Below are 21,481 nucleotides of genomic sequence, written 5' to 3' on the forward strand. Positions count from 1 at the left end.
CGGTTCCTTCGGCGCGCCGGCGCCTGAATCTCTGTGATTTCGATGGCGGATTTGGCCGCTCTATATCGCAGGAACGTGCGGGAGACAAGGACTCCCGTCGTGGATCATTGCCCGTGCAATTGACCTAGGTCATTTGCCTCGGGGCCCGCTCCGGCCTATCTCAGGGCAACGACAAGAACGGTTATAAATCATGAGTGCAGTCGAACGGCTTGAGATCCCCCGCGCGGCCAAGCCGACGCTTCCGCAGCCCGATCCGGTGCTTCCGGAGCCGTCGCTGGCGGATACCGTTGTGGAGCCCCAGGTACCACCCAGCCGAGCCAAATTGCGGCCGCTCCTGGCGTTGGCGCCCTATGTGGCGCGGTATCGCGGCCGGGCCCTGCTGGCGCTGGTGTCGTTGACCGTTGCGGCTGTGACCACGCTCGTCGTGCCTGTGGCGGCACGGCGGATGATTGACTTCGGCTTCAGCCCCGAAGGCATCGCGATGATCAACAACTATTTCAGCGTCATGATCGCTGTGGTGGTCGTGCTCGCGCTGGCCAGCGCGGCCCGTTACTACCTCGTCATGACCATCGGCGAGCGCATCGTCGCCGATCTGCGCCGCGACGTGTTCCAGCATCTCACCGCGCTTTCGCCGTCGTTCTTCGATACGTCGCGCTCCGGCGAACTGGTGTCGCGGCTCACGGCCGATACTACGCAGATCAAGTCTGCGGTCGGCGCGTCCGTATCCATCGCGTTGCGCAACCTTGTGCTGTTTCTCGGCGCGGCAGCCATGATGGTCGTTTCTAGCCCCAAGCTCTCCGGCTTCGTGCTCGCGGCGATCCCGCTGATCGTGATCCCGCTGGTGGCCTTCGGGCGTTGGGTGCGGCGTCTGTCGCGCAACGCGCAGGATACGCTGGCGGAAGCCTCGGCCTATGCCGGCGAACTCGTCGGTTCGATCCGTACGGTGCAGGCCTATACCAATGAGCAGTTGGCGAATGCGCGCTTTGGCAAGGAGGTCGAGCAGGCCTATGACGCCGCACGTGGCTCGACCCGTGCGCGCGCTGTGCTGACCGCGGTCATCATCTTCATCGTGTTCTCCAGTGTCGTGGGCATTCTCTGGGTCGGCTCGCACGATGTTCTGACAGGCTCGTTGACGCCCGGCCGTCTCGGACAGTTCGTGCTCTATGCGGCCTTCGCGGCCTCCAGCCTCGGCCAGCTCAGCGAAGTCTGGGGCGAGATTTCGGCGGCGTCAGGCGCGGCGGAACGACTGTTCGAAATCCTCAACGTCAAGTCCGCCGTGGTGGCCCCGGCATCGCCGCGGCCATTGCCGCAGCCCGCACGCGGCGACGTCGTGTTCGACAATGTCTCCTTTGCCTATCCGACCCGGCCGGAGATCCTGTCGGCCGCTGGCGTATCGCTATCGGTGAAGGCTGGCGAAAAGGTCGCCATCGTCGGCCCGTCCGGCGCCGGCAAGAGCACGCTGTTTCATTTGCTGCTGCGCTTTTACGATCCTAAGGGCGGCGCCATCTCGGTCGATGGCGTGCCAATCCGTGATGCCGATCCGCGCGAGCTCCGCAAGCGTATCGCACTGGTGCCGCAAGACTCCGTCGTGTTCGCTACAACCGCCCGCGAGAACATCCGCTTCGGTCGTCCCGATGCGACGGACGCTGAAGTCGAGCATGCGGCATCACTGGCGCATGCCACGGAATTCATTCGCCGCCTGCCTGATGGATTCGAGGCGCAGTTGGGCGAACGGGGCGTCACGCTCTCGGGCGGCCAGCGTCAGCGCATCGCAATCGCGCGCGCCATCCTGCGCGACGCACCGCTGCTGCTGCTCGATGAAGCAACGTCTGCACTCGATGCCGAATCCGAGACGCTGGTGCAGACCGCACTGGAAGAACTGATGAAGCACCGCACCACGCTGGTGATCGCCCATCGCCTCGCCACCGTGCTGTCCTGCGATCGCATCCTCGTCATGGATCATGGCCGCATCGTCGAGCAGGGCACGCACGCCTCACTGGTCGCGGCGAACGGGCTTTATGCACGATTGGCGCGGTTGCAGTTCGGGGTGTGAGTGTCGACGATGGGAGGCTTGCTACGGCTTCCATTCCATCAGGTCGACGGCACGGCCTGACGTGTTCACCTCGTCGCCAGTTTTGACAAAGCCGTTACGCATATAGAATTTGATAGCGCGGGCATTATCGGCATTGACCTTGAGCGTCACGCCGCCCGGCGATAGCCGCTTGGCATCATCGACGAGTAGGCGAGCAACATCCGATCCCCATTTGGCTGGGCTCACCACCAGTTGGTCGAGATATCCGGTGCGGTCGATGGTGACGAAACCGACCATCGCACCGTTTTGCTCGGCGACCACGATCTGCGCCACTGGTACCAGTTCGTCGCGCCATCGCTCGCGCCACCAAGCGACGCGGGCGTCGAAATTGATCGAGGGATAGGCCTGTCGCCAAGTCTCCAGCCACAGGGCTATAGATGAGTCTTCATCGCTCTCGCGATAGGGGCGCAACTCGAATGGCTCAGGCATGCCGTCAGCGCTCGGTGAGCTTGAGTTCGATGCGACGGTTGCGCTTGTAGGCTTCCTCAGTCTGCGCCGTATCCAGCGGCTGGTTTTCGGCGAAGCCGGCGGCGACGAGACGCTGTGCGGGCACGCCGAGCGAGATCAGATATTGCACGACCGAGATCGCACGCGCCGACGACAGTTCCCAGTTCGACTTGAACAGCGGGCTGTTGAGGATCGGCCGCGAGTCGGTATGGCCGTCGACGCGCATCACCCAGGCGATTTCGGCCGGGATTTGCTTGTCGAGTTCGATCAGGGCACTGGCGACTTTGTCCAGTTCGGCGCGGCCTTCGGGAAGCAAAGCCGCTTGGCCGACATCGAAGAATACTTCGGACTGAAACACGAAGCGATCGCCGACAACGCGAATGTCGGGGCGGTTGCCGAGAATGGCGCGCAGGCGTCCGAAGAATTCGGAACGATAGCGCGACAGCTCCTGAACGCGCTGCGCGAGCGCGACGTTGAGGCGCTGGCCGAGATCGACGATGCGTCCCTGCGATTCCTTGTCTCGTTTCTCGGACGCTTCCAGCGCTTCTTCGAGTGCCGCTAGCTGGCGGCGCAGCGCCGAGATTTGCTGGTTCAGCACCTCGACCTGCGCCAGCGCACGGGCGGAGAGCTGCTTCTCGGAATCCAGCGCCTTGTTGAGCTCGGTGTTGCGGCCTGCGGCATCGGAGCCCGCACCGGCGAGGCCGTCATACAAGCCCTTGATCCGGTCGCGCTCCGATTCCGCGGCGGACAGCCCGGCGCGCATCTGAGATAGCTGCTCGTCGAGATTGAGCTTGCCGAGCTTCTCCAGTGATAGCAGGTCGTTCAGCTGAGCCAGTTTGGCGGTGAGCTGCTCCAGCGCCTTGTCCTTGCCGGTGACTTCCTGCGACAGATAGAATTGCACGACGAGGAAGATCGACAGCAGGAAGACGATCGCGAGTACCAGCGTCGACAGCGCGTCGACGAAGCCCGGCCAGTAATTGAATTCGGAAGAGCCGCGGCGATTGCGTGCCAATGCCATGGATCAGTTCTTCTCAGGTTGGCGAGCGATGTGTTCGAGCAGCTTCTTGATCTCGCGGCTCTGCTCGCCCTGACCATCGGCCCATTCGCGGATCATCTCCTGCTCGCTGCGCATATGCGCCACAAGGCTCTGGATCGCATCGGCGAGATTGGCCATGGCGGTCGTGGTGCCACGGTTGTTGTTGCCGTCCTCGATGGAGCGACGCAGGCGCTCGATGGCATCCTGCAACTCGGCCGGGGTGCCGGATGAGGTAACGGGGGCTGTCTCGCCGGAATATTCCTTCACGGTGGAGGCGAGCCAGTCTTCCAGATCCGTATAGAACCGGTTCTGGGCCTGGCTGGATTGCAGGTCGAGGAAGCCGAGGATCAGCGAGCCGGCGAGGCCGAACAGCGATGACGAGAACGAGATGCCCATGCCGGCGAGCGGCGCGGCGAGGCCTTCCTTCAGCGTGTCGAACAGCGAGCCGGCATCGCCGCCGACCTTGAGGCCTTCGATCACCTTGCCGACGGAGCCAACGGTCTCGATCAGGCCCCAGAAGGTGCCGAGCAGCCCGAGAAATACGAGGAGGCCGGTCATATAGCGCGAGATGTCGCGGGATTCGTCGAGGCGCGTCGCGATCGAATCGAGTAGATGCCGCATGGTCTGCTGCGAGATGGTCATACGGCCGGTACGCTCGCCGCCGAGGATCGCAGCCATCGGCGCCAGCAGGGTCGGGCGTCGGTCCAGCGCGAGGCCAGGATCGGAAATCCGAAAGCTGTTGACCCACGAGACTTCCGGATAGAGCCGGATGACCTGCCGGAACGACAGGATAATGCCGATCGCCAATACCGCGCCGATCAGCGCGTTGAGCCCGGGATTGGCAAAGAAAGCGAGAACGATCTGCTTGTAGAGCACGGTCATGATCAGACCGCAGAGCACCAGAAACACCAGCATTCGGACCAGGAAGATCCGGGGCGATGAGAGCTTGGTCAGTTCGATTTCCATCGCGGAGCGGGAGGAGGAGCCAGGCGCCATGTGCTGATCATCTGCATGCGAGGAAAGGTTCGACGCGCAATATGGCACAGCCCCGCGACAAAAAAAGATCGGATACCGCCGGAATCAGCGATGTCACCGGGAACTTCCAGTTGAAACCTGGCGCGATCTGCCGCGTATTTAGAAAAGACCTTTTTGTTGAGCCCTTTGTGGAGAAGGAGTGGCGCTGGAGCGGCACGCGCTACGCACGCATGGCGAATGACTGGCTCGACAATTTCGATCGCCATCGCGATGAGATCGAACGGATCCTACGTCTGGTCCATGAACGCAACTCTGCATATGGACGCGGCGCCGGCCGCTGGCTTTCTGCGACCGCGGGGTTGTTTGTCCATGCGGATGGAAGCAAATGGGGCGTGAGTCACTATCGAACGGCCGCCGTTAACTAAACATGTGCCGGTTCCATCTGATTCACGTTCGCGTGAGCCTCGAAAGCCTTTGTGAGTTCAATACGATAGGCCGTGTGGCAATGCGCCGCCTCGATATGTATTGCGCCGCAGCACCGCGGTTTTTATTCTAAGCTATCAAAGAAGTTCGATGAATCCGGCTACGCGCATGAAGACCACAGAGGTCCGGCGTATTCGTTGATGCATGTTCGAATTCGCAACTTGGGATATCAAAGTAAATGACGATGTTGAACGCACGCTCTGCAGGCTTCGCGCTTCTGCTGGCGGGACTCGCGCCCGTGCTCGCAGGATGCAACGAACCCAAGGACGCGGTGGCGTCAGCGCCGCCGCAGGTGAGTGAGCCTGAAGTCAGCATCATTTCCGTCACGCAACAGCGACGTGCGCTGGTTCGCGAATTGCCCGGACGTATCGCGCCGACGCGCGTTGCCGATGTGCGGTCGCGTGTGTCGGGCATTATCATCGAGCGCGCGTTTCATCAGGGCACCGAGGTGAAGGCGGGCGACACGCTGTATCGCATCGATCCGAAGCCGTTCGAGGTGGAATTGCAGTCCGCAAAGGCGTCGCTTCACAAGGCGGAAGCTGCCTATGATCTCGCGTCGATGCAGGCCAAGCGCGTGTCGGGTCTTGCACTGCAGAAAGCAGTCTCCGAAGCGGAAGCCGAGAAAGCAGTCGGTGCGCAGCGTCAGGCTGAAGCCGAGATTGCATCCAAGAAAGCCGACGTCGCGCGTGCGCGCCTCAATCTGGACTATGCAACCATCCGCGCGCCGATCGACGGCATTGTCGGAGCCGCTCTGGTGACCGAAGGTGCGCTGCTTGCGCAGAACGACAATACGAATCTCGCCACCATTCAGCAGCTCGATCCGATCTATGCCGATTTCACGCAGTCGGTGTCCGAATTGAATAACTTGCGCCGCTCTTTCGAGACCGGCGATCTCGAGCGGATCGCGCCTGGCGCGGCCAAGGTGAGACTGATGCTTGACGACGGCACGCTCTATTCGCTGCCGGGCAAGCTGCTGTTCTCCGAAGCCAAGGTCGACACCTTCACGGGTCAGGTAACGCTGCGCGGCGAATTTCCGAACCCGAAGCGTGAGCTGTTACCGGGCATGTATGTCCGCGTGCAGATTGAGCAGGGCATCGACACCGATGCCATTGCGGTTCCGCAGCAGGCAGTGCAGCGCAATGGTGGCGGCGGAGCCGAAGTATTCGTTGTCAAGGATGACGGTCATGTTGCGGTCCAGATGGTACGAACAGGTGCCGTGCAGGATGGTCAGTGGTTCGTGACCGAAGGCCTGAAGGGCGGCGAGCGCGTCGTGGTCGAGGGCTTCCAGAAATTCGCTGCTGGCGACAAGGTCAAGGCGACCGCCTGGACTGACGCGAATGCCACTGCGGGCCTTCCGCCCGAGGGGCAGAAAACCACTCAAGCGCGTCCCTGAGTAAATCGACATGGCTAGTTTTTTCATCGACAGGCCGATTTTTGCCTGGGTCGTCGCGCTTTTCATTTGTCTTTTCGGCGCCATCGCGATTCCGCAGCTGCCGATTGCGCAGTATCCGATCATCGCGCCGCCATCGATTTCGATCTCGACGAGCTATCCGGGCGCGTCGCCAGAGAATCTCTACAACAGCGTGACGCGGCTGATTGAAGAGGAGCTCAACGGCGCTGCGGGCATCCTGAACTTCGAATCGACGAGCGATTCGCTGGGTGCCGTCGAAATCATCGCGAACTTCCAGCCCGGCACCGATACCAGCCAGGCGTCGGTCGAAGTGCAGAACCGCCTGAAGCGCGTGGAAGCGCGTCTGCCGCGTGCCGTGATCCAGCAGGGCATCCTGGTCGAGGAAGCTTCTGCCGCGGTGCTGAACATCATCACGCTGCGCTCCACCGATAACAGCCTCGATGAAGTCGGCCTCGGCGACTTCATGATCCGTAACATCCTCGGTGAAATTCGTCGTATTCCCGGCGTCGGCCGTGCCTCGCTGTATTCCACCGAGCGCTCGCTGCGCGTCTGGGTCGATCCCGCCAAGCTGGTTGGCTACAATCTGACCTCCGACGACGTCAACAAGGCCATCACCGCACAGAACGCCCAGGTTGCCTCCGGCAGCGTCGGTGCCGAGCCCTCGACAGCGACCACCAAGACGTCGTCACTGGTGCTCGTCAAAGGCCAGCTCTCCACGCCGGAAGAATTCGGCGCCATTGTGCTACGCGCCAATTCCGATGGCTCGACCGTGCGGCTGCGCGACGTCGCCCGGATCGAGATCGGCGGCCTCAGCTACCAGTTCACCACGCGCCTGAACGGCCAGCCGACGGCCGGCCTGTCGGTGCTGATGTCCCCGAAGGGCAACGCGCTGGCGACGGCCTCGGCTATCGAAGCCAAGATGAAGGAGCTATCGAACTTCTTCCCTGCTAACATCGCTTACGACATTCCGTACAACGTCACGCCGGTGGTCAAAGCATCGATCATGAAGGTGGTGATGACGCTGATCGAGGCGGTTGTCCTCGTCTTCATCGTGATGTTCATCTTCCTGCAGAATTTCCGTTACACGCTGATCCCTACCATCGTCGTACCCATCGCGCTGCTCGGCACCTGTACGATGCTGTTGTTGGCCGGCTATTCGATCAACATGCTGACCATGTTCGGCATGGTGCTGGCTGTCGGCATCCTCGTCGACGATGCAATCGTGGTGGTCGAGAACGTCGAGCGGATCATGAGCGAGGAGGGACTTCCGCCGAAGGAAGCCACCAAGAAGGCGATGGGCCAGATCTCCGGCGCCATCATCGGTGTCACGCTGGTGATGATCGGCGTGTTCGTGCCGATGGCGTTCTTCCCCGGCTCAGTGGGCATCATCTACCGCCAGTTCTCGGTCACCATGGTCGCCTCGATCGCGTTCTCCGCGCTGCTGGCGCTGTCGCTGACGCCGGCGCTTTGCGCAACCTTCCTGAAGCCGATCAAGGAAGGACACGGCCATGCCAAGAAGGGCGTGTTCGGCTGGTTCAACCGCAAGCTCGACGCTACCCGCGACGGCTATTCGAGGACGGTGAGCTGGTCGATTCAGCGCACCGGACGCTTGCTGATCGTCTATGTCGCGCTGCTCGTCGGACTGACCTGGGGCTTCATGCGGATGCCCGGCGGCTTTCTGCCGATCGACGATCAGGGCTTCATCACCACTGACGTGCAGACGCCGTCGGACTCCTCGTTCGCTCGCACCGAGGGCGCCATCGAGAAGGTCGAGGCATATCTGAAGAAGCGTTCCGGCATCGAGAGCGTCGTGTTTCTCACCGGCTTCAGCTTCCTCGGCCAGGGCATGAACACCGCGCAGGCCTTCATTACCCTGAAGGACTGGGCTGAACGCCCGCCCGGCGATTCCGCCGCGGCGCTTGTCAACGATATCAATCGGGAATTGTCGTCGATCCGCGACGCCAAGATCTCCGCTTTGCAGCCGCCGCCGATCGATAACCTCGGCAACTCTTCAGGCTTCAGCTTCCGCCTCCAGGACCGCGGCCAGAAGGGGTTCGTCGCGCTTAATGCTGCATCCGACAAGCTGATTGCTGACGCCAATGCCAGCCCGGTGTTGCAGAAGGTGTTCGTCGAAGGTCTGCCACCAGCGCCATTGGTCAATCTGATGATCGACCGCGAAAAGGCAGGCGCCTTCGGCGTCACCTTCGAGGATATCAACAGCACGATCTCGACCAATCTCGGCTCGAACTACATCAACGACTTTCCCAACCGGGGCCGCATGCAGCGCGTCGTAGTGCAGTCCGAGGCCGCCAACCGGATGAACGCGGCCGACATCCTGAACTACAATGTCAAGAACAGCCGCGGACAACTGGTGCCATTCTCGTCATTTGCCACAGTGGAATGGGCAAAGGGACCGACCCAGATCGCCGGCTTCAACTTCTATCCGGCAGTTCGCATTTCCGGCGAAGCACGGCCCGGCTTCACGTCCGGCGACGCCATCAAGGAGATGGAGCGTCTGTCGGGCCTGTTGCCGCGCGGTTTCGGTTTCGAATGGACCGGCCAGTCGCTGCAGGAGAAGCTGTCCGGCTCGCAGGCGCCGTTCCTGCTCGCGCTTTCGGCGCTGGTGGTGTTCCTGGTGCTCGCAGCGCTTTATGAGAGCTGGACGATCCCGGTGGCCGTGCTGATGACGGTGCCGCTCGGCATCGTTGGCGCCGTGCTGGCGGCGAATTTGCGTGGCCTGCCGAACGACGTGTACTTTACGGTCGGTCTGATTACGATCATCGGTCTCGCGGCCAAGAATGCGATTCTGATTATCGAATTCGCCAAGGACCTGCGCGCGCAGGGCAAGTCACTGGTGGATGCCACGATGGAAGCCTGCTTCCTGCGCTTCCGCCCGATCGTGATGACCGGCCTCGCCTTCATCTGCGGCGTGTTGCCAATGGTCGTTGCATCGGGCGCCGGCGGTGCCAGCCAGCAGGCGCTTGGTACGTCGGTGACCGGCGGCATGATCGCGGTGGTGATCCTGGCGCTGCTGATGGTGCCGGTGTTCTTCGTGTCGGTGCAGCGGCTGTTCTCGCCGGACAAGGCGCCGAAGACGGAAGACGCAAAGCAGGACGCGCCGACCGCATCGCCGTCCGTGTCGCACAGCTAAGGCAATCAAACGAAAAGCCCGGATGGCGCAACGCCATCCGGGCTTTTCTATTCGAGCGATCAATCTTACTTCGTCAGCGGCCGCAGGATCTTCGTCAGAGCGCCGTGGACGAACTCGTTGCCGGCAACGACGTTGCCGGTCGTCAGCACATCACCACCATTGATATCGCCAACAGTACCGCCGGCTTCCTTGATCAGGATCAGGCCGGCAGCGATATCCCAAGGCTGCAGGTTGCGCTCCCAATAGCCATCGAGGCGACCGGCTGCGACGAAGGCCAGATCGAGCGAAGCCGCGCCGAAGCGGCGCAGGCCGGCGACCTTCGGCTGCAACGCGGCCATTTCGTTGCGTGACAGTTCGAAGTCGCCGCGGCCGATATGCGGCAGGCCGCAGGCGATGACGCATTCGTTGAGCTGCTTGCGGCCGGCGACGCGCAGGCGGGTGTCGTTGAGGAACGCGCCCGAGCCCTTCTCGGCCATATAGAGCTCGTCATTTGCCGGATTGTAGATCAGGCCGGCAATCACCTGACCTTCGCGCGCCAGACCGATCGAGACTGCGAATTGCGGGATGCCGTGCAGGAAGTTGGTGGTGCCGTCGAGCGGATCGACGATCCAGGTATGGCTCTTGTCAGTACCCTCGCGGTTGCCGCCTTCCTCGCCGAGGAAGCCATAGCCCGGGCGGGCTTTGTTGAGGTCCGTATAGAGCATCTCCTCGGCCCGCTTGTCGGCGAGGCTGACGAAATTGGCGGGGCCCTTCATCGAGACTTGCAGGTTCTCGATCTCGCCGAGGTCGCGCTTCAGGCTGCGGCCGGCGCGGCGCGCGGCTTTCACCATCACGTTCATAAGGGCTGAATTGATCATGCGTTCGTCTCACGACGACCTGACGGCAGGTCTGATTGGGGGTTGCTGAGGCGATGGGTGCCCTGCGGGCGGCATCTCGTCAAGGCAAGATCGCTACAGGGGTCATTTCTGGGTCGTGCCCAGCCACTTCTTGGCGGCTTCCTGGGCCTTGGTCTTTTCCTCGGGGGTGGCCTGGGCCAGAAGCTCGTCGAGCATCAGGTCCCCCTTTCCGGCGGTTTTGGCGACGATGTGCCATTTCAGACCTTCCAGCCGGTCGTCTGTATTGGTGCGGAGCGCCAGCACCCGGGCGAGGCGATTCTGGGCGATCGGGCTGTTCTGTTTGGAGGCTTTGCGGAGCAGGGCGATGGCCGCAGCCTCGTTCTTGGGGGTTCCCGTGCCGTTATAGAGCGCAATGGCATATTCGACCTCGGCGTCGACATTGTCGGCCAGCGACGCCGCTTGGAGCAGGCGGACCGCCTTGTCGATGCTTTTCTCGACGCCGGTGCCTTCCTTGTAGAACGTCGCCAGCGCGTATTGCGCTTCGGGGTTACCGGCATCGGCGGCAACGCGGAGCAGTTCGGCCGAGCGCTTGACGTCCTGTGGCAGCGTCTGCCCATCGAGATAGAGCAACGCCAGATTATAGGCGGCCTTGGGATTGCCGAGTTTGGCGGAGGACGCTAGCAGCTTCACGGCCTCATCGCGTTTGCCGACATTGCCGCGATCCGACAGTCGCAGCATCGCCAGCGCGAACATGGCCTCGCGGTCGCCGCGCTCCGACGCGCGCTGATACCATTCTGCAGCTTTCGCATAGTCGCGTTTGACGCCCAATGCATTGGCATAGAGTTCACCAAGCATGGTCATCGCCTTCGGGTCGTTGTTCTCCTGCGCGCGCTTGCTGGCGAGGTCGAAGGCGGTCTTGTACTGGCCGCGCTGATAGGCGCCATAGACCAGGTCGGCATTGGGGTCGGTTGGTGCGGCTTCTGCAGGCTGCGCGGGCTTTTCAGCAGGCGGCGTAGGAGCTTTCTTCGCTGCTGTTGGCGCTTTCGCCGGTGCCGGCGCCTTTTTTGGAGCTGCCTTGCTTGCAGCCGGTGGTGGCGTTTGCACCCCCGGCGGTGTCAGCGAAATCTGCGCGGTCGCGCTGGCTGCCCAGGTCAGGCAGCCGGCAATTACAGTGAGGGAACGCAGAATTTTCATTCCGGCGTTATTCCTGTTCGACCTTGGACTGCCCCGAGACGAGCGTCGCGTATCCCTGCTGGATTGCCTTCTCTGCGTCCATCAAGGCTGCAGCAGCACCGCGCGCGTCGTTCCAGATGACGTCGCCGACCAGCACGAAGTCAGCGCCGGCAGCTGCGAATTCCCTGGCCTCATCGAGCGTTGTGGCAAAGCCTACGCAAGGCGGTTCGAACAATTCGGCCCACCACTGAAGGCGCTCGACAATGGCGTCAGCCGATGGGCGCTGGCCGTTCGGGTCGGGTTCGCCGAATAGCACGTAATCGGCACCGGCCTCGCCCGCTGCCATCGCATTATGGCGCGTCGACAATCCGCCGCAGCCTGCAATGCGATCAGGCTTCAGCGAGGGGAGTGCATCCTGCAGGGGAGCGAGACCGGGCAGATGCGCGCCATCGGCGCCGCCGCGTGCGACGAGCTCGACATTGCCTTCGACCAGCATCGCGGCGCCGTTGGTCTGGATGACAGGCGCCAGCGCCTTGATGCGCGTGATCATGGTGCGCTGGTCGGTCGTCGCCAGTCGCACCAGGACGGCAGCGACATCTGCTTTCTCAAGAAGAGTAGGCAGGTTCGCGGCCAGCGCTGACGGATCCTCGACGACGGGAGTCGCGAGATAGAGGCGCGGCATCGGCGGCGGCGGGACGGGTTTGGAAGCCAAGATTATAGCGCCTTCTGTTCTTGATCAGTCGTCCACTCGCCCTTGCTGGCGAGTGAATTCATGTGTGCACGATGGGTGAAGGCCTGCTGACCGGCTGGCACATTGTTGGCTTTGCCGGACCATGCCTTTTGCGGCGCTGCCTGAAGCGCGCGGCCATAGGAGAATGTCAGTGGCCAGGGCAGGCTACCGATCCTGTTCATGGCGTCGAGATGCGCGGTCGCATCTTCGTCAGATTGGCCGCCGGAGAGGAATGCGATGCCGGGCACCGATGCGGGCACGCAGTTCTTCAGCATGTGCACGGTCTTCTCGGCCACTTCAGCCACACCAGCGTGCGTCTTCGACTTCTTGCCAGAGACGGCCATGTTCGGCTTCAGGATCATGCCTTCCAGCGCGACGCGTTGGATCCGCAATTCCTGGAACGTCTTGTTGAGTACGCGCTGCGTCACCTCAACGCAGCGGTCGATGTCGTGATCGCCGTCCATCAGCACTTCGGGCTCGACGATCGGGACGATCTGTGCGGCCTGGCATAGCGCGGCATAGCGGGCGAGCGCGTGCGCGTTGACGGAGATTGCGGTCATCGAGGGAATCCCGGCACCGATATCGATCACCGCGCGCCATTTCGCAAAGCGCGCGCCGCGCTCGTAATATTTGGCAAGACGCTCGGCCAGCTTGTCGAGGCCCGCTGTGACGAGCTCACCGGGACAGTTCGGCAAGGCCTGCGTGCCCTCATCGACCTTGATGCCGGGAATGGCGCCGGCTTCCTCGATAAGCCGCACCAGCGGCGTGCCATCCTTGGCGTTTTGCCAGATGGTCTCGTCGTAGAGGATCACGCCGGAAATGTAGCTGCTCATCGCCTCGCGCGAGCGAAACAGCATTTCACGATAATCGCGGCGGTTGTCCTCCGTCGACTCGACGCTGATCGCATCGAAGCGCTTCTTGATCGTGCCTGACGATTCATCTGCGGCAAGCAAGCCCTTGCCCGGCGCGGTCATGGCGCGGGCGATTTTGTTGAGTTCGGCGAGATTCATGGGCATGTCCTGAGCGGGCTAGTCCTGCAGGTCAATCTAGACCGTTCTCGGGCAAAATCCGAGCATCTGGCCGGCCAATGAGCCCGTCCGCATCCGATTCCGGCAAAAATTCAGCCTGCCATAGGCTGTATGGCAGGCTGAAACACAGTCAATTGGCAGTTTGGGCTCAGGCGATCTTCGCGTTCAGCTCGCCCGATGCGTAACGCTTGGCCATTTCGGCCGTGGTCAGCACCTTTTTGATCTTGCTGGCCTGGCCGGCGGTATTGAATTCCTGCAGGCGCTGCTTGCAGAGCTTCACCATCGCTTCCATCGCCGGCTTCAGATATTTGCGCGGGTCGAATTCGCTGGGGTTCTCGCTCAGCACCTTGCGGATCTGGCCGGTCATGGCCATCCGGTTGTCGGTGTCGATGTTGATCTTGCGGACGCCGTGCTTGATGCCGCGCTGGATCTCGGCCACCGGCACGCCCCAGGTCGGCTTCATCTGGCCGCCGAACTTGTTGATGATGTCCTGCAGGTCCTGCGGGACCGAGGACGAGCCGTGCATCACCAGATGGGTGTTCGGCAGCTTGCGGTGGATTTCCTCGATCACGTTCATGGCGAGAATGTCGCCGTCCGGCTTGCGGGTGAATTTGTAGGCGCCATGCGAGGTGCCCATGGCGATCGCCAGCGCGTCGACCTGGGTTTCCTTGACGAACTTCACGGCCTCGTCGGGATTGGTCAGCAACTGGTCATGGCTGAGCTGGCCCTCGGCGCCGTGGCCGTCTTCGGCTTCGCCCATGCCGCTCTCCAGCGAGCCGAGCACGCCGAGCTCGCCTTCCACCGAGATGCCGCCGAGATGCGCCATGTCGGTCACAGTCTTGGTCACGCCGACATTGTAGTCCCAGTCCGCCGCTGTCTTACCGTCCGCTTTGAGCGAACCATCCATCATCACCGAGGTGAAACCGGCCTGGATTGCGGTCATGCAGGTTGCTGCTTCGTTGCCGTGATCGAGATGCACGCAGACGGGAATGTGCGGATAGATTTCGGTGACCGCGTCCATCATGTGCTTGAGCATGATGTCATTGGCGTAGGAGCGGGCGCCGCGGGAGGCCTGGATGATCACCGGCGCATCGACGGAGTTGGCCGCGTCCATGATCGCCAGCGCCTGTTCCATATTGTTGATATTGAAGGCCGGCACTCCGTAATCGTGTTCTGCCGCGTGATCGAGCAGTTGACGCAACGTAATACGGGCCATGCAGGAAGCTCCTTGTAAATTGGGACAGGCGCAAACGCCGCGCCGAGGGATATATGGCTCTTAGCGCGAGGAGACGGCGAATCCAAGACGCCATCAGTCGCGCATACAGCCGACGTTAATCGCCACGATGGCCCAGCGTTCCAGCTAATGGAATTCCCAACGCGTTAGTACTTCCGAACGTCAGTGCTCGCTGGCGTCTAGCAAAGCGATCTGCTGCTCTACGGCTGCAAGCCGCTCTTCGAAATCACCGGCTGCTGAACGCATCATGACCAGCATCGCAGCGCCATCACGGCGTTGTTTGCGCACTAACGTCTCGACGCGCTCCAGACGGCTATCGACTTGCTCGAAACGTTTATCGGCCGCCCCGCGAAACGCAGCAACATCACCCTGAATTTTCTTCAGGATCTCGAACATTGCTGTTTGCACATTCTCGCTCATAGAAAGAACATACCATAAACATTGCGGTACCCACAAGTCTTGCGGGCAAAAATGTACCGCTGCTACTTCTTCAATACTTCCACGCCCGGCAGCGGCTTGCCTTCCATCCATTCGAGGAAGGCGCCGCCGGCGGTCGAGATGTAGGAGAAGTCATCGGCGACGCCGGCGTGATTGAGCGCGGCCACCGTGTCGCCGCCGCCGGCGACTGAAATCAGCTTCTTCGCCTTGGTGCGCGCTGCGGCATGTTTGGCGCCGGCAACCGTGCCGCGGTCGAACGGTGTCATTTCAAACGCGCCGACCGGACCGTTCCAGACCAGCGTGGCGGCATCGTCGATGGCCGAGTTGATGCGTTCGATCGACTGCGGACCAACGTCGAGGATCATGCCCTCATCTGGGATCGCATCAAGGCCGTAGGCGTGAGACGGGGTATTGGCGGCGAAGTGGAATGCGACGATGGCGTCCACCGGCAGGATGATGGCGCAGCCGGAGGCTTCGGCCTTGTCGATGATCCGCAGCGCGGTGGCGGCGAGCTCTTTCTCGCACAGCGACTTGCCGACCTTGACGCCTTGCGCATGCAGGAAGGTGTTGGCCATGCCGCCGCCGATGACAAGTGCATCGACCTTGGTGACGAGGTTTTCGAGCAAGTCGATCTTCGACGACACTTTGGCGCCACCGACGATGGCGATCACCGGCTTGGTCGGCGCGTCCAGCGCCTTGCCTAGGGCGTCCAACTCGGCCTGCATGGTGCGGCCGGCATAAGCGGGCAGCTTGTGGCCGAGGCCTTCGGTGGAGGCGTGGGCGCGATGTGCAGCCGAGAATGCATCGTTGACCCAGATATCGCCAAGCTTGGCGAGTTCGGCGACGAAAGCCGGATCGTTCTTTTCCTCAGCGGAATGGAAGCGCGTGTTCTCAAGGCAGAGAATGTCGCCGTCCTTCATGGCGCCAACGGCCTTGGCTGCGACGTCGCCAACGCAGTCGTCGGCAAAGGCGACCGACTTCTTGATCACATCGGCAAGTGCCGCAGCCACGGGCTTCAGTGAGTTCTTGTCGTCGCGGCCCTTGGGGCGGCCGAAATGCGCGAGCAGGATGACCTTGCCGCCCTTGTCGGAAATTTCGGTGATGGTCGGCGCGATGCGTTCAAGCCGCGTTGCGTCGGTAACCTTGCCACCATCCATGGGCACGTTGAGATCGACGCGCACGAGAACGCGTTTGCCCTTCACATCGACGTCGTCGAGGGTGCGGAAAGAATTGGTCATGATGTTGTGTCCCAAACGCAGGTCAGCGCAGAGCGGCGCGCCGCGAAGCGGGGACCGCTACATTCGTTGGCTCCCGGACGCGGCGTCTTATGCTGCGCCCGGGATAACGCTCTTGCCTTAGAGCAGCTTGCCCATCGCGACGGCGGTGTCGGCCATGCGGTTGGAGAAGCCCCACTCGTTGTCGTACCAGGAGAGTACCCGCACAAGCGTGCCGTTCTGCACCTTGGTCTGGTCGAAGGCGAAGGTCGACGAATGCGGATCGTGATTGAAGTCGATCGACACGTTCGGATGCGAAGTGGTGCCGAGCACGCCCTTCAGCTCGCCGGCCGCAGCCTTCTTGATGGCTTCGTTGATCTCTTCCTTTGTGGTGCTCCTTTTGGCGATGATCTTGAGATCGACCACCGAGACGTTCGGGGTCGGTACGCGGATCGAAACGCCGTCGAGCTTGCCGGCCAGTTCGGGCATCACGAGGCCGATGGCCTTCGCGGCGCCGGTCGAGGTCGGAATCATCGACATCGCAGCGGCGCGGCCGCGATAGAGATCGCTATGCAGCGTGTCCAGCGTCGGCTGGTCGCCGGTGTAGGCGTGGATCGTGGTCATGAAGCCGGTTTCGATACCGACGGTCTCGTTCAGCACCTTGGCGACAGGCGCCAGGCAGTTGGTGGTGCACGAACCGTTGGAAACGACCAGATGCTCCTTGGTCAGGGTCTTGTGGTTGACGCCGTAGACGATCGTGGCATCAGCACCATCGGACGGAGCCGAAACCAGCACGCGCTTGGCGCCTGCAGTCAGATGCGACGTCGCCTTCGCCTTGGCGCTGAAGATGCCGGTGCATTCGAGAGCGATATCGATGCCTAGATCCTTCCACGGCAGCGTGTTCGGATCGCGCACCGCAGTGACTTTGATCTTGTTGCCGTTGCCAAGCTGGATGCTGTCGCCGTCGACGGTGACGTCGCCGGGGAAGCGTCCATGCACGCTGTCGAAGCGCAACAGGTGAGCGTTGGTTTCAACCGGCCCCAGATCGTTGATGGCGACGACTTCGATGTCGGTGCGTTTGGACTCGTAGATCGCCCGCAGGACGTTGCGGCCGATGCGGCCAAAACCGTTGATCGAAACCCGGACTGCCATTCAACTTCTCCCTTTTATTAGGCTCAAACCTCGCGTGAGGGCCTTCATATAGTGACGTGTGACGGGCGTTTCATGCCCTGAATGGAACGCTGGTGCAATGTGTCAAATTTACCAGCGTTCCGATAGAGTTAAGCCGCGTTGTGCTTGCTGGTTGCAGCCTCGACCACGGCCTCGGCCGTGATGCCGAACAGCTTGTAAAGCTCCTTGGCTGGCGCGCTCGAGCCGAAGCCCTTCATGCCGATGAAGGTGCCGTCGTGTCCGATCACGGCATCCCAGCCGAACCGGACCGCGGCTTCGACGGCGATCTTGATCGGCGCGTCGCCAATGATCGCCTTCTGGCGCTCTTCGGGCTGCTCCAGCAGTAGTTCGAGCGAGGGGACCGATACGACCCGCGTCGCGATGCCCTTGTCGGCCAGTTGCTTCTGCGCTGCGACGGCGATCTCGACTTCCGAACCCGAGGCGAAGATCGACACGGCGGCTTTGCCCTTGGCCGCGATCAACTCATAGCCGCCGGTGGCGCAGAGATTGTCGTCATGATGCGTGGTGCGCACCGGCGTCAGGTTCTGGCGCGACAGGGCCAGCATGGTTGGGCCGTTGGTCTTCTCCATGGCGAGCTGCCAGCATTCGGCAGTCTCGACCGTGTCCGCGGGGCGGAACACGCGCATGTTCGGCATCGCGCGCATCGCGGCCAGATGCTCTACCGGCTGGTGGGTCGGGCCGTCTTCGCCGAGACCGATCGAGTCATGGGTCATGATGTAGATGACCGGGATCTGCGCCAGCGCCGAGATGCGCATCGCCGGTCGCGCATAGTCGGTGAAGCACATGAAGGTCGCGCCGGCCGGGATGAAGCCGCCATGCAGCGCGATGCCGTTCATGGCTGCGGCCATGCCCATTTCGCGAATGCCGTAGTGAATGTAGCGGCCCTTGAATTCGCCAGGCTTCACTTCGATGGCGCCCTTGGTGCGGGTGTTGTTCGACGGCGTCAGGTCGGCTGAGCCGATCACCATTTCCGGCACGACCTGGACCAGCGCTTCGAGCGCGAGCTCGCTCGCCTTGCGGGTCGCGACGGTCTGCGGCTCGGCGATCAGCTTCTTCTTCAGCGTGAGAATCGCATCCGCCATGGCTGTCGGTCGAACGTGATCGTTGCGGCGGGTGAACTCGCTGCGCTTGTCGTCCGGAAGGGCATCGAAACGCTTCTGCCAGTCCGCATGCGCCGATGCGCCCTGCTTGCCGACGTTGCGCCAGGCCTGCAGGATATCATCGGGCACCTCGAACGGGCCGTAATTCCAGTCCAGTGCCTTCTTGGCGCCTGCAAGTTCTTCCGCGCCGAGCGGTTCGCCGTGGGCCTTCGAGGTACCAGCGCGGGTCGGTGCGCCAAAGCCAATCTTGGTCTTGCAGGCGATCATCGACGGACGGTCGGAGGCCTGCGCCTGCTTGATCGCTGCGGCGATAGCGGCCTGGTCGTGGCCATCGACATGCACGGCATTCCAGCCATGGGCCTTGAAGCGTGCGACCTGATCGACGCTGTCGGCAAGCGACAGTGGACCGTCGATGGAAATGCCGTTGTCATCATAGAGGAAGATCAGCTTCGACAGCTTGAGATGACCGGCCATGGCCAGCGCCTCGTGGCTGACACCTTCCATCAGGTCGCCGTCGGAGCACAGCACGTAAGTGTAGTGATCGACCACGTCGCCGTATTCGGCGGCCAGCATGCGTTCGGCGAGCGCGAAGCCAACGGAGGTGGCGACGCCCTGACCGAGCGGGCCGGTCGTGGTCTCGACGCCCGAGGTGTGGAAATTCTCGGGATGACCCGGAGTTTTGGAATGCAGCTGGCGGAAGTTCTTCAGCTGGTCGAGCGTCATCTCCTTGTTGCCCGTCAGATAGAGCAGGGCATAGAGCAGCATCGAGCCGTGACCGGCCGAGAGGATGAAGCGATCGCGATCCGGCCACTTCGGATCGGCTGCGTCAAATTTAAGGAACTGTGTGAACAGCACGGTGGCGACGTCGGCGGCGCCCATCGGCAGCCCAGGGTGACCGGATTTGGCCTTTTCCACGCCGTCCATGGCGAGGGCACGAATCGCGTTGGCCATTTTCGAGTGATCAACCTGCGCCATGTCGGTTTCCGTCTAAATTGAAGGGAATGGAATATTCTGCGTCCGCGAGAGGGGCGGTCTGCAGCGAGATGTTGGGATCGCTTAGGAGAAACTGGTGGATAGCATCTGGGTTCCTGGGAGTCCAAGGTCTCCCGGACAGTTCTGGTCTGTGGATATCTACCGGCGGTTTTTGTCGGCTTTGCGGTGCATAGCTTTTAAGCTTTGTTGCGTCTGGCTCGCTTGCAACCTAAGTTTCAGGGCCTAAAGGCTTGCGGAGCCGTGGTTTTTGAGCTCCGGTCGCATCACACCCAAGGTCCGCGTAACCCAGTATGATCGAACGCCCCGCCCATCTCACAGCCTCCGATCCCGCCAATGGCGCTGCGGCCGAGATCGACGCTGCCACGCGGCGGTTGATGGCGGCGCTGGATGCTCTGGAAAGTGCGGTCGAGCGCCGTCGTGAGGCGGATCGCGACGAGGATGAGCTGGCCACCCGCATTCAGGCGCTTGGCGCCGACCGGTCCCGGCTGGCGGATGAGCTTGATGGCACGCTGGTGAAATCGCGCCGGCTGGAGCGTGCTAACCGCGAGATCGCCGACAAGCTCGACACCGCCATTGGCACCATCCGTGCGGTGCTGGCGACTGACAATGCGCATGAGTAAAGCGAGATGAGCCACGTCAACGTTACAATCAATGGCCGGCAATATCGAATGGCCTGCGAGGAGGGGCAGGAGACCCGCCTGCTGCGGCTGGCGGAAAGTCTTGAATCCCGCGTCGAAAACCTGCGTGGCAAATTCGGTGAGATCGGCGATGCGCGGCTGACGGTGATGGCGGCGTTGACCATTGCCGACGAACTGGTCGATGCCAATCAGCAGATCCGTGCCCTGCAGGAAGAACTCGCCGCATTGCGCGATGTGCGCGTTGTCGCCGCAGATCGCGCACGGGCGACGCAGACGGCGGTTGCCGCGGCCCTGAATGCTGCGGCAGAGCGGATCGAGAAGACCACCCAGGTGCTCAACCGCACCATCGGCGGCGGCGTTGCTATTGGATAACGCAGGCTTTGATGCCAAGCGGGCACTGGCGCATCCGTCTCATAACCCCTACATTGCTCAGGCGAGGCTGCGTCGCGCGTCAGGAGCCATATATCCCCGGGGCCTTATCGATCCTTCAGGGAACTGTCCCTGACCAGGTCCGTGGACCTGGTCACATGGTGCCCACCTACTTTCGTAGGTGCTCCGGGATCGAGTGCTTCAACGGCCATCGTGGCTTCGCACTTTCACTTTCTTGACGGGGGCGGCCCTTTGCGTGGCGTTTGCCGTGCAATCTTGGCCTCGCTCGCCAAAGATGATCGCGAAGACCGGTCCTGCGCTTCCGCAGGCTCTGCGGACAGCATATCGTGCGGCATGTCCGACACGCCGCCCACTCCGACAAAGATTGAGCTCCGCATCGCCGCGCTGGCACGCCGCACGGCGCTAAGCGAGGCCGAACGGTCGGCAGCCGCACAAGCCGTCGCAGCGCGGAGTCTGCCTTTCCCGGTCAGGGCCGGTAGCATCGTCGCCGGCTATTCTCCCATCCGCAGCGAAATCGATCCGATCCCGCTGATGCAGCATCTCGCCGCTCAGGGGGCGCGACTGGCGCTCCCGGTGATCATCGCCCGTGATGAGCCCCTGATGTTCCGGATCTGGAGCCCGAGTGATGCGCTGGTGCGCGGTTCACTGGGCATTCCGGAACCAGCACCGGAAGCGCCACCACTGATTCCCGATATCCTGCTGGTACCACTCGCGGCATTCGACCGCGCCGGCCACCGCATTGGCTATGGCGCGGGGCATTACGATCGCACCTTCGCGCAACTGCACGCCATCAAGCCATTTATCGCCGTGGGCGTGGCCTTCGACACCCAGGAAATCGAGGCCATTCCCATGCAACCACACGACGTGGCGCTGGATTATGTGCTAACCGAAACCCGGACGATCGATTTTCGGAGCATCTGA

Annotated in this window: 19 protein-coding genes and 1 other RNA gene; 8 read left to right on the forward strand and 12 right to left on the reverse strand. The window is 62.1% G+C overall.

What is annotated here, in order from left to right:
- Positions 1–190 precede the first annotated feature (190 nt).
- Positions 191–2,053, forward strand: a complete 1,863-nt coding sequence (locus HP556_RS20315; RefSeq protein ID WP_175368317.1) for an ABC transporter ATP-binding protein/permease — start codon at positions 191–193, stop codon at positions 2,051–2,053.
- Positions 2,054–2,074: 21 nt separating this feature from the next.
- On the opposite strand, the gene HP556_RS20320 is transcribed toward HP556_RS20315, so the two are convergent.
- The 3 genes from HP556_RS20320 to HP556_RS20330 are packed head-to-tail and all read right to left on the reverse strand — an operon-like array spanning position 2,075 to position 4,571.
- On the reverse strand, positions 2,075–2,521 hold the full coding sequence (locus HP556_RS20320; protein ID WP_175368318.1) for a GNAT family N-acetyltransferase: 447 nt from the start codon (positions 2,519–2,521) through the stop codon (positions 2,075–2,077).
- 4 nt (positions 2,522–2,525) lie between these two features.
- Complete coding sequence (locus tag HP556_RS20325; protein ID WP_089265400.1) at positions 2,526–3,557, reverse strand: peptidoglycan -binding protein; 1,032 nt, start codon at positions 3,555–3,557, stop codon at positions 2,526–2,528.
- Between the two features lie 3 nt (positions 3,558–3,560).
- Positions 3,561–4,571 (reverse strand): flagellar motor protein MotA, encoded by a 1,011-nt coding sequence (locus HP556_RS20330; RefSeq protein WP_089265399.1) that lies wholly within the window; start codon positions 4,569–4,571, stop codon positions 3,561–3,563.
- 41 nt (positions 4,572–4,612) lie between these two features.
- Between HP556_RS20330 and HP556_RS20335 the strand changes: the two genes are divergently transcribed.
- The 3 genes from HP556_RS20335 to HP556_RS20345 all read left to right on the forward strand — a co-directional run bounded on the left by HP556_RS20335 (position 4,613) and on the right by HP556_RS20345 (position 9,595).
- A complete protein-coding gene (locus HP556_RS20335) occupies positions 4,613–4,975 on the forward strand; it encodes a hypothetical protein (protein WP_175368319.1) in 363 nt (120 codons plus the stop codon).
- Between the two features lie 236 nt (positions 4,976–5,211).
- Positions 5,212–6,426, forward strand: coding sequence for an efflux RND transporter periplasmic adaptor subunit (locus HP556_RS20340; protein ID WP_089265398.1), 1,215 nt, complete (start codon positions 5,212–5,214; stop codon positions 6,424–6,426).
- A gap of 10 nt (positions 6,427–6,436) precedes the next feature.
- On the forward strand, positions 6,437–9,595 hold the full coding sequence (locus HP556_RS20345; protein ID WP_175368320.1) for a multidrug efflux RND transporter permease subunit: 3,159 nt from the start codon (positions 6,437–6,439) through the stop codon (positions 9,593–9,595).
- A 65-nt stretch (positions 9,596–9,660) separates the two neighbouring features.
- Here HP556_RS20345 and HP556_RS20350 read toward each other — a convergent pair whose 3' ends face one another.
- The 9 genes from HP556_RS20350 to tkt all read right to left on the reverse strand — a co-directional run bounded on the left by HP556_RS20350 (position 9,661) and on the right by tkt (position 19,514).
- Positions 9,661–10,452 carry an inositol monophosphatase family protein gene (locus HP556_RS20350; protein ID WP_089265396.1) on the reverse strand — a complete coding sequence of 264 codons (792 nt, stop codon included), beginning with the start codon at positions 10,450–10,452 and terminating at the stop codon, positions 9,661–9,663.
- A 102-nt stretch (positions 10,453–10,554) separates the two neighbouring features.
- Positions 10,555–11,625 (reverse strand): tetratricopeptide repeat protein, encoded by a 1,071-nt coding sequence (locus tag HP556_RS20355; protein WP_175368321.1) that lies wholly within the window; start codon positions 11,623–11,625, stop codon positions 10,555–10,557.
- Between the two features lie 7 nt (positions 11,626–11,632).
- Complete coding sequence (locus HP556_RS20360) at positions 11,633–12,316, reverse strand: thiamine phosphate synthase (protein ID WP_175368322.1); 684 nt, start codon at positions 12,314–12,316, stop codon at positions 11,633–11,635.
- Between the two features lie 2 nt (positions 12,317–12,318).
- On the reverse strand, positions 12,319–13,344 hold the full coding sequence (locus HP556_RS20365) for a class I fructose-bisphosphate aldolase (protein WP_175368323.1): 1,026 nt from the start codon (positions 13,342–13,344) through the stop codon (positions 12,319–12,321).
- A gap of 166 nt (positions 13,345–13,510) precedes the next feature.
- A complete protein-coding gene (gene fba / locus HP556_RS20370; RefSeq protein ID WP_175368324.1) occupies positions 13,511–14,578 on the reverse strand; it encodes a class II fructose-bisphosphate aldolase in 1,068 nt (355 codons plus the stop codon).
- 180 nt (positions 14,579–14,758) lie between these two features.
- Positions 14,759–15,016 carry a hypothetical protein gene (locus HP556_RS20375; RefSeq protein ID WP_175368325.1) on the reverse strand — a complete coding sequence of 86 codons (258 nt, stop codon included), beginning with the start codon at positions 15,014–15,016 and terminating at the stop codon, positions 14,759–14,761.
- Positions 15,017–15,078: 62 nt separating this feature from the next.
- A complete protein-coding gene (locus tag HP556_RS20380) occupies positions 15,079–16,272 on the reverse strand; it encodes a phosphoglycerate kinase (protein WP_175368326.1) in 1,194 nt (397 codons plus the stop codon).
- A 117-nt stretch (positions 16,273–16,389) separates the two neighbouring features.
- Complete coding sequence (gene gap / locus HP556_RS20385) at positions 16,390–17,400, reverse strand: type I glyceraldehyde-3-phosphate dehydrogenase (RefSeq protein WP_092144873.1); 1,011 nt, start codon at positions 17,398–17,400, stop codon at positions 16,390–16,392.
- A gap of 128 nt (positions 17,401–17,528) precedes the next feature.
- Positions 17,529–19,514 (reverse strand): transketolase, encoded by a 1,986-nt coding sequence (tkt, locus tag HP556_RS20390; protein ID WP_175368327.1) that lies wholly within the window; start codon positions 19,512–19,514, stop codon positions 17,529–17,531.
- Between the two features lie 308 nt (positions 19,515–19,822).
- Here tkt and HP556_RS20395 point away from each other — a divergent pair, with 308 nt between their 5' ends.
- The 4 genes from HP556_RS20395 to HP556_RS20410 all read left to right on the forward strand — a co-directional run bounded on the left by HP556_RS20395 (position 19,823) and on the right by HP556_RS20410 (position 21,481).
- Positions 19,823–20,152, forward strand: a complete 330-nt coding sequence (locus HP556_RS20395; RefSeq protein ID WP_120291703.1) for a DUF4164 domain-containing protein — start codon at positions 19,823–19,825, stop codon at positions 20,150–20,152.
- A gap of 6 nt (positions 20,153–20,158) precedes the next feature.
- The gene (locus HP556_RS20400) at positions 20,159–20,542 is read left to right on the forward strand and encodes a cell division protein ZapA (RefSeq protein ID WP_068735170.1); all 384 of its coding nucleotides are present in this window, start codon (positions 20,159–20,161) and stop codon (positions 20,540–20,542) included.
- A 61-nt stretch (positions 20,543–20,603) separates the two neighbouring features.
- Positions 20,604–20,763: non-coding RNA, 6S RNA (gene ssrS, locus HP556_RS20405), on the forward strand.
- 130 nt (positions 20,764–20,893) lie between these two features.
- Positions 20,894–21,481 carry a 5-formyltetrahydrofolate cyclo-ligase gene (locus HP556_RS20410; protein ID WP_175368412.1) on the forward strand — a complete coding sequence of 196 codons (588 nt, stop codon included), beginning with the start codon at positions 20,894–20,896 and terminating at the stop codon, positions 21,479–21,481.

The sequence above is a fragment of the Tardiphaga robiniae genome, assembly GCF_013359755.1.
GTDB classification, from domain to species: Bacteria; Pseudomonadota; Alphaproteobacteria; order Rhizobiales; family Xanthobacteraceae; genus Tardiphaga; species Tardiphaga robiniae.

What these genes read in the sequence shown, in the direction of transcription:
- HP556_RS20350 (WP_089265396.1), bottom strand. Translation starts at nt 10,452, where the DNA reads ATGATCAATTCAGCCCTTATGAACGTGATGGTGAAAGCCGCGCGCCGC.
- HP556_RS20330 (WP_089265399.1), bottom strand. Translation starts at nt 4,571, where the DNA reads ATGGCGCCTGGCTCCTCCTCCCGCTCCGCGATGGAAATCGAACTGACC.
- tkt (WP_175368327.1), bottom strand. Translation starts at nt 19,514, where the DNA reads ATGGCGCAGGTTGATCACTCGAAAATGGCCAACGCGATTCGTGCCCTC.
- fba (WP_175368324.1), bottom strand. Translation starts at nt 14,578, where the DNA reads ATGGCCCGTATTACGTTGCGTCAACTGCTCGATCACGCGGCAGAACAC.
- HP556_RS20345 (WP_175368320.1), top strand. Translation starts at nt 6,437, where the DNA reads ATGGCTAGTTTTTTCATCGACAGGCCGATTTTTGCCTGGGTCGTCGCG.
- HP556_RS20395 (WP_120291703.1), top strand. Translation starts at nt 19,823, where the DNA reads ATGATCGAACGCCCCGCCCATCTCACAGCCTCCGATCCCGCCAATGGC.
- HP556_RS20340 (WP_089265398.1), top strand. Translation starts at nt 5,212, where the DNA reads ATGACGATGTTGAACGCACGCTCTGCAGGCTTCGCGCTTCTGCTGGCG.
- HP556_RS20325 (WP_089265400.1), bottom strand. Translation starts at nt 3,557, where the DNA reads ATGGCATTGGCACGCAATCGCCGCGGCTCTTCCGAATTCAATTACTGG.
- HP556_RS20380 (WP_175368326.1), bottom strand. Translation starts at nt 16,272, where the DNA reads ATGACCAATTCTTTCCGCACCCTCGACGACGTCGATGTGAAGGGCAAA.
- HP556_RS20355 (WP_175368321.1), bottom strand. Translation starts at nt 11,625, where the DNA reads ATGAAAATTCTGCGTTCCCTCACTGTAATTGCCGGCTGCCTGACCTGG.
- HP556_RS20365 (WP_175368323.1), bottom strand. Translation starts at nt 13,344, where the DNA reads ATGAATCTCGCCGAACTCAACAAAATCGCCCGCGCCATGACCGCGCCG.
- HP556_RS20320 (WP_175368318.1), bottom strand. Translation starts at nt 2,521, where the DNA reads ATGCCTGAGCCATTCGAGTTGCGCCCCTATCGCGAGAGCGATGAAGAC.
- HP556_RS20375 (WP_175368325.1), bottom strand. Translation starts at nt 15,016, where the DNA reads ATGAGCGAGAATGTGCAAACAGCAATGTTCGAGATCCTGAAGAAAATT.
- HP556_RS20315 (WP_175368317.1), top strand. Translation starts at nt 191, where the DNA reads ATGAGTGCAGTCGAACGGCTTGAGATCCCCCGCGCGGCCAAGCCGACG.
- gap (WP_092144873.1), bottom strand. Translation starts at nt 17,400, where the DNA reads ATGGCAGTCCGGGTTTCGATCAACGGTTTTGGCCGCATCGGCCGCAAC.
- HP556_RS20335 (WP_175368319.1), top strand. Translation starts at nt 4,613, where the DNA reads ATGGCACAGCCCCGCGACAAAAAAAGATCGGATACCGCCGGAATCAGC.
- HP556_RS20410 (WP_175368412.1), top strand. Translation starts at nt 20,894, where the DNA reads ATGTCCGACACGCCGCCCACTCCGACAAAGATTGAGCTCCGCATCGCC.
- HP556_RS20400 (WP_068735170.1), top strand. Translation starts at nt 20,159, where the DNA reads ATGAGCCACGTCAACGTTACAATCAATGGCCGGCAATATCGAATGGCC.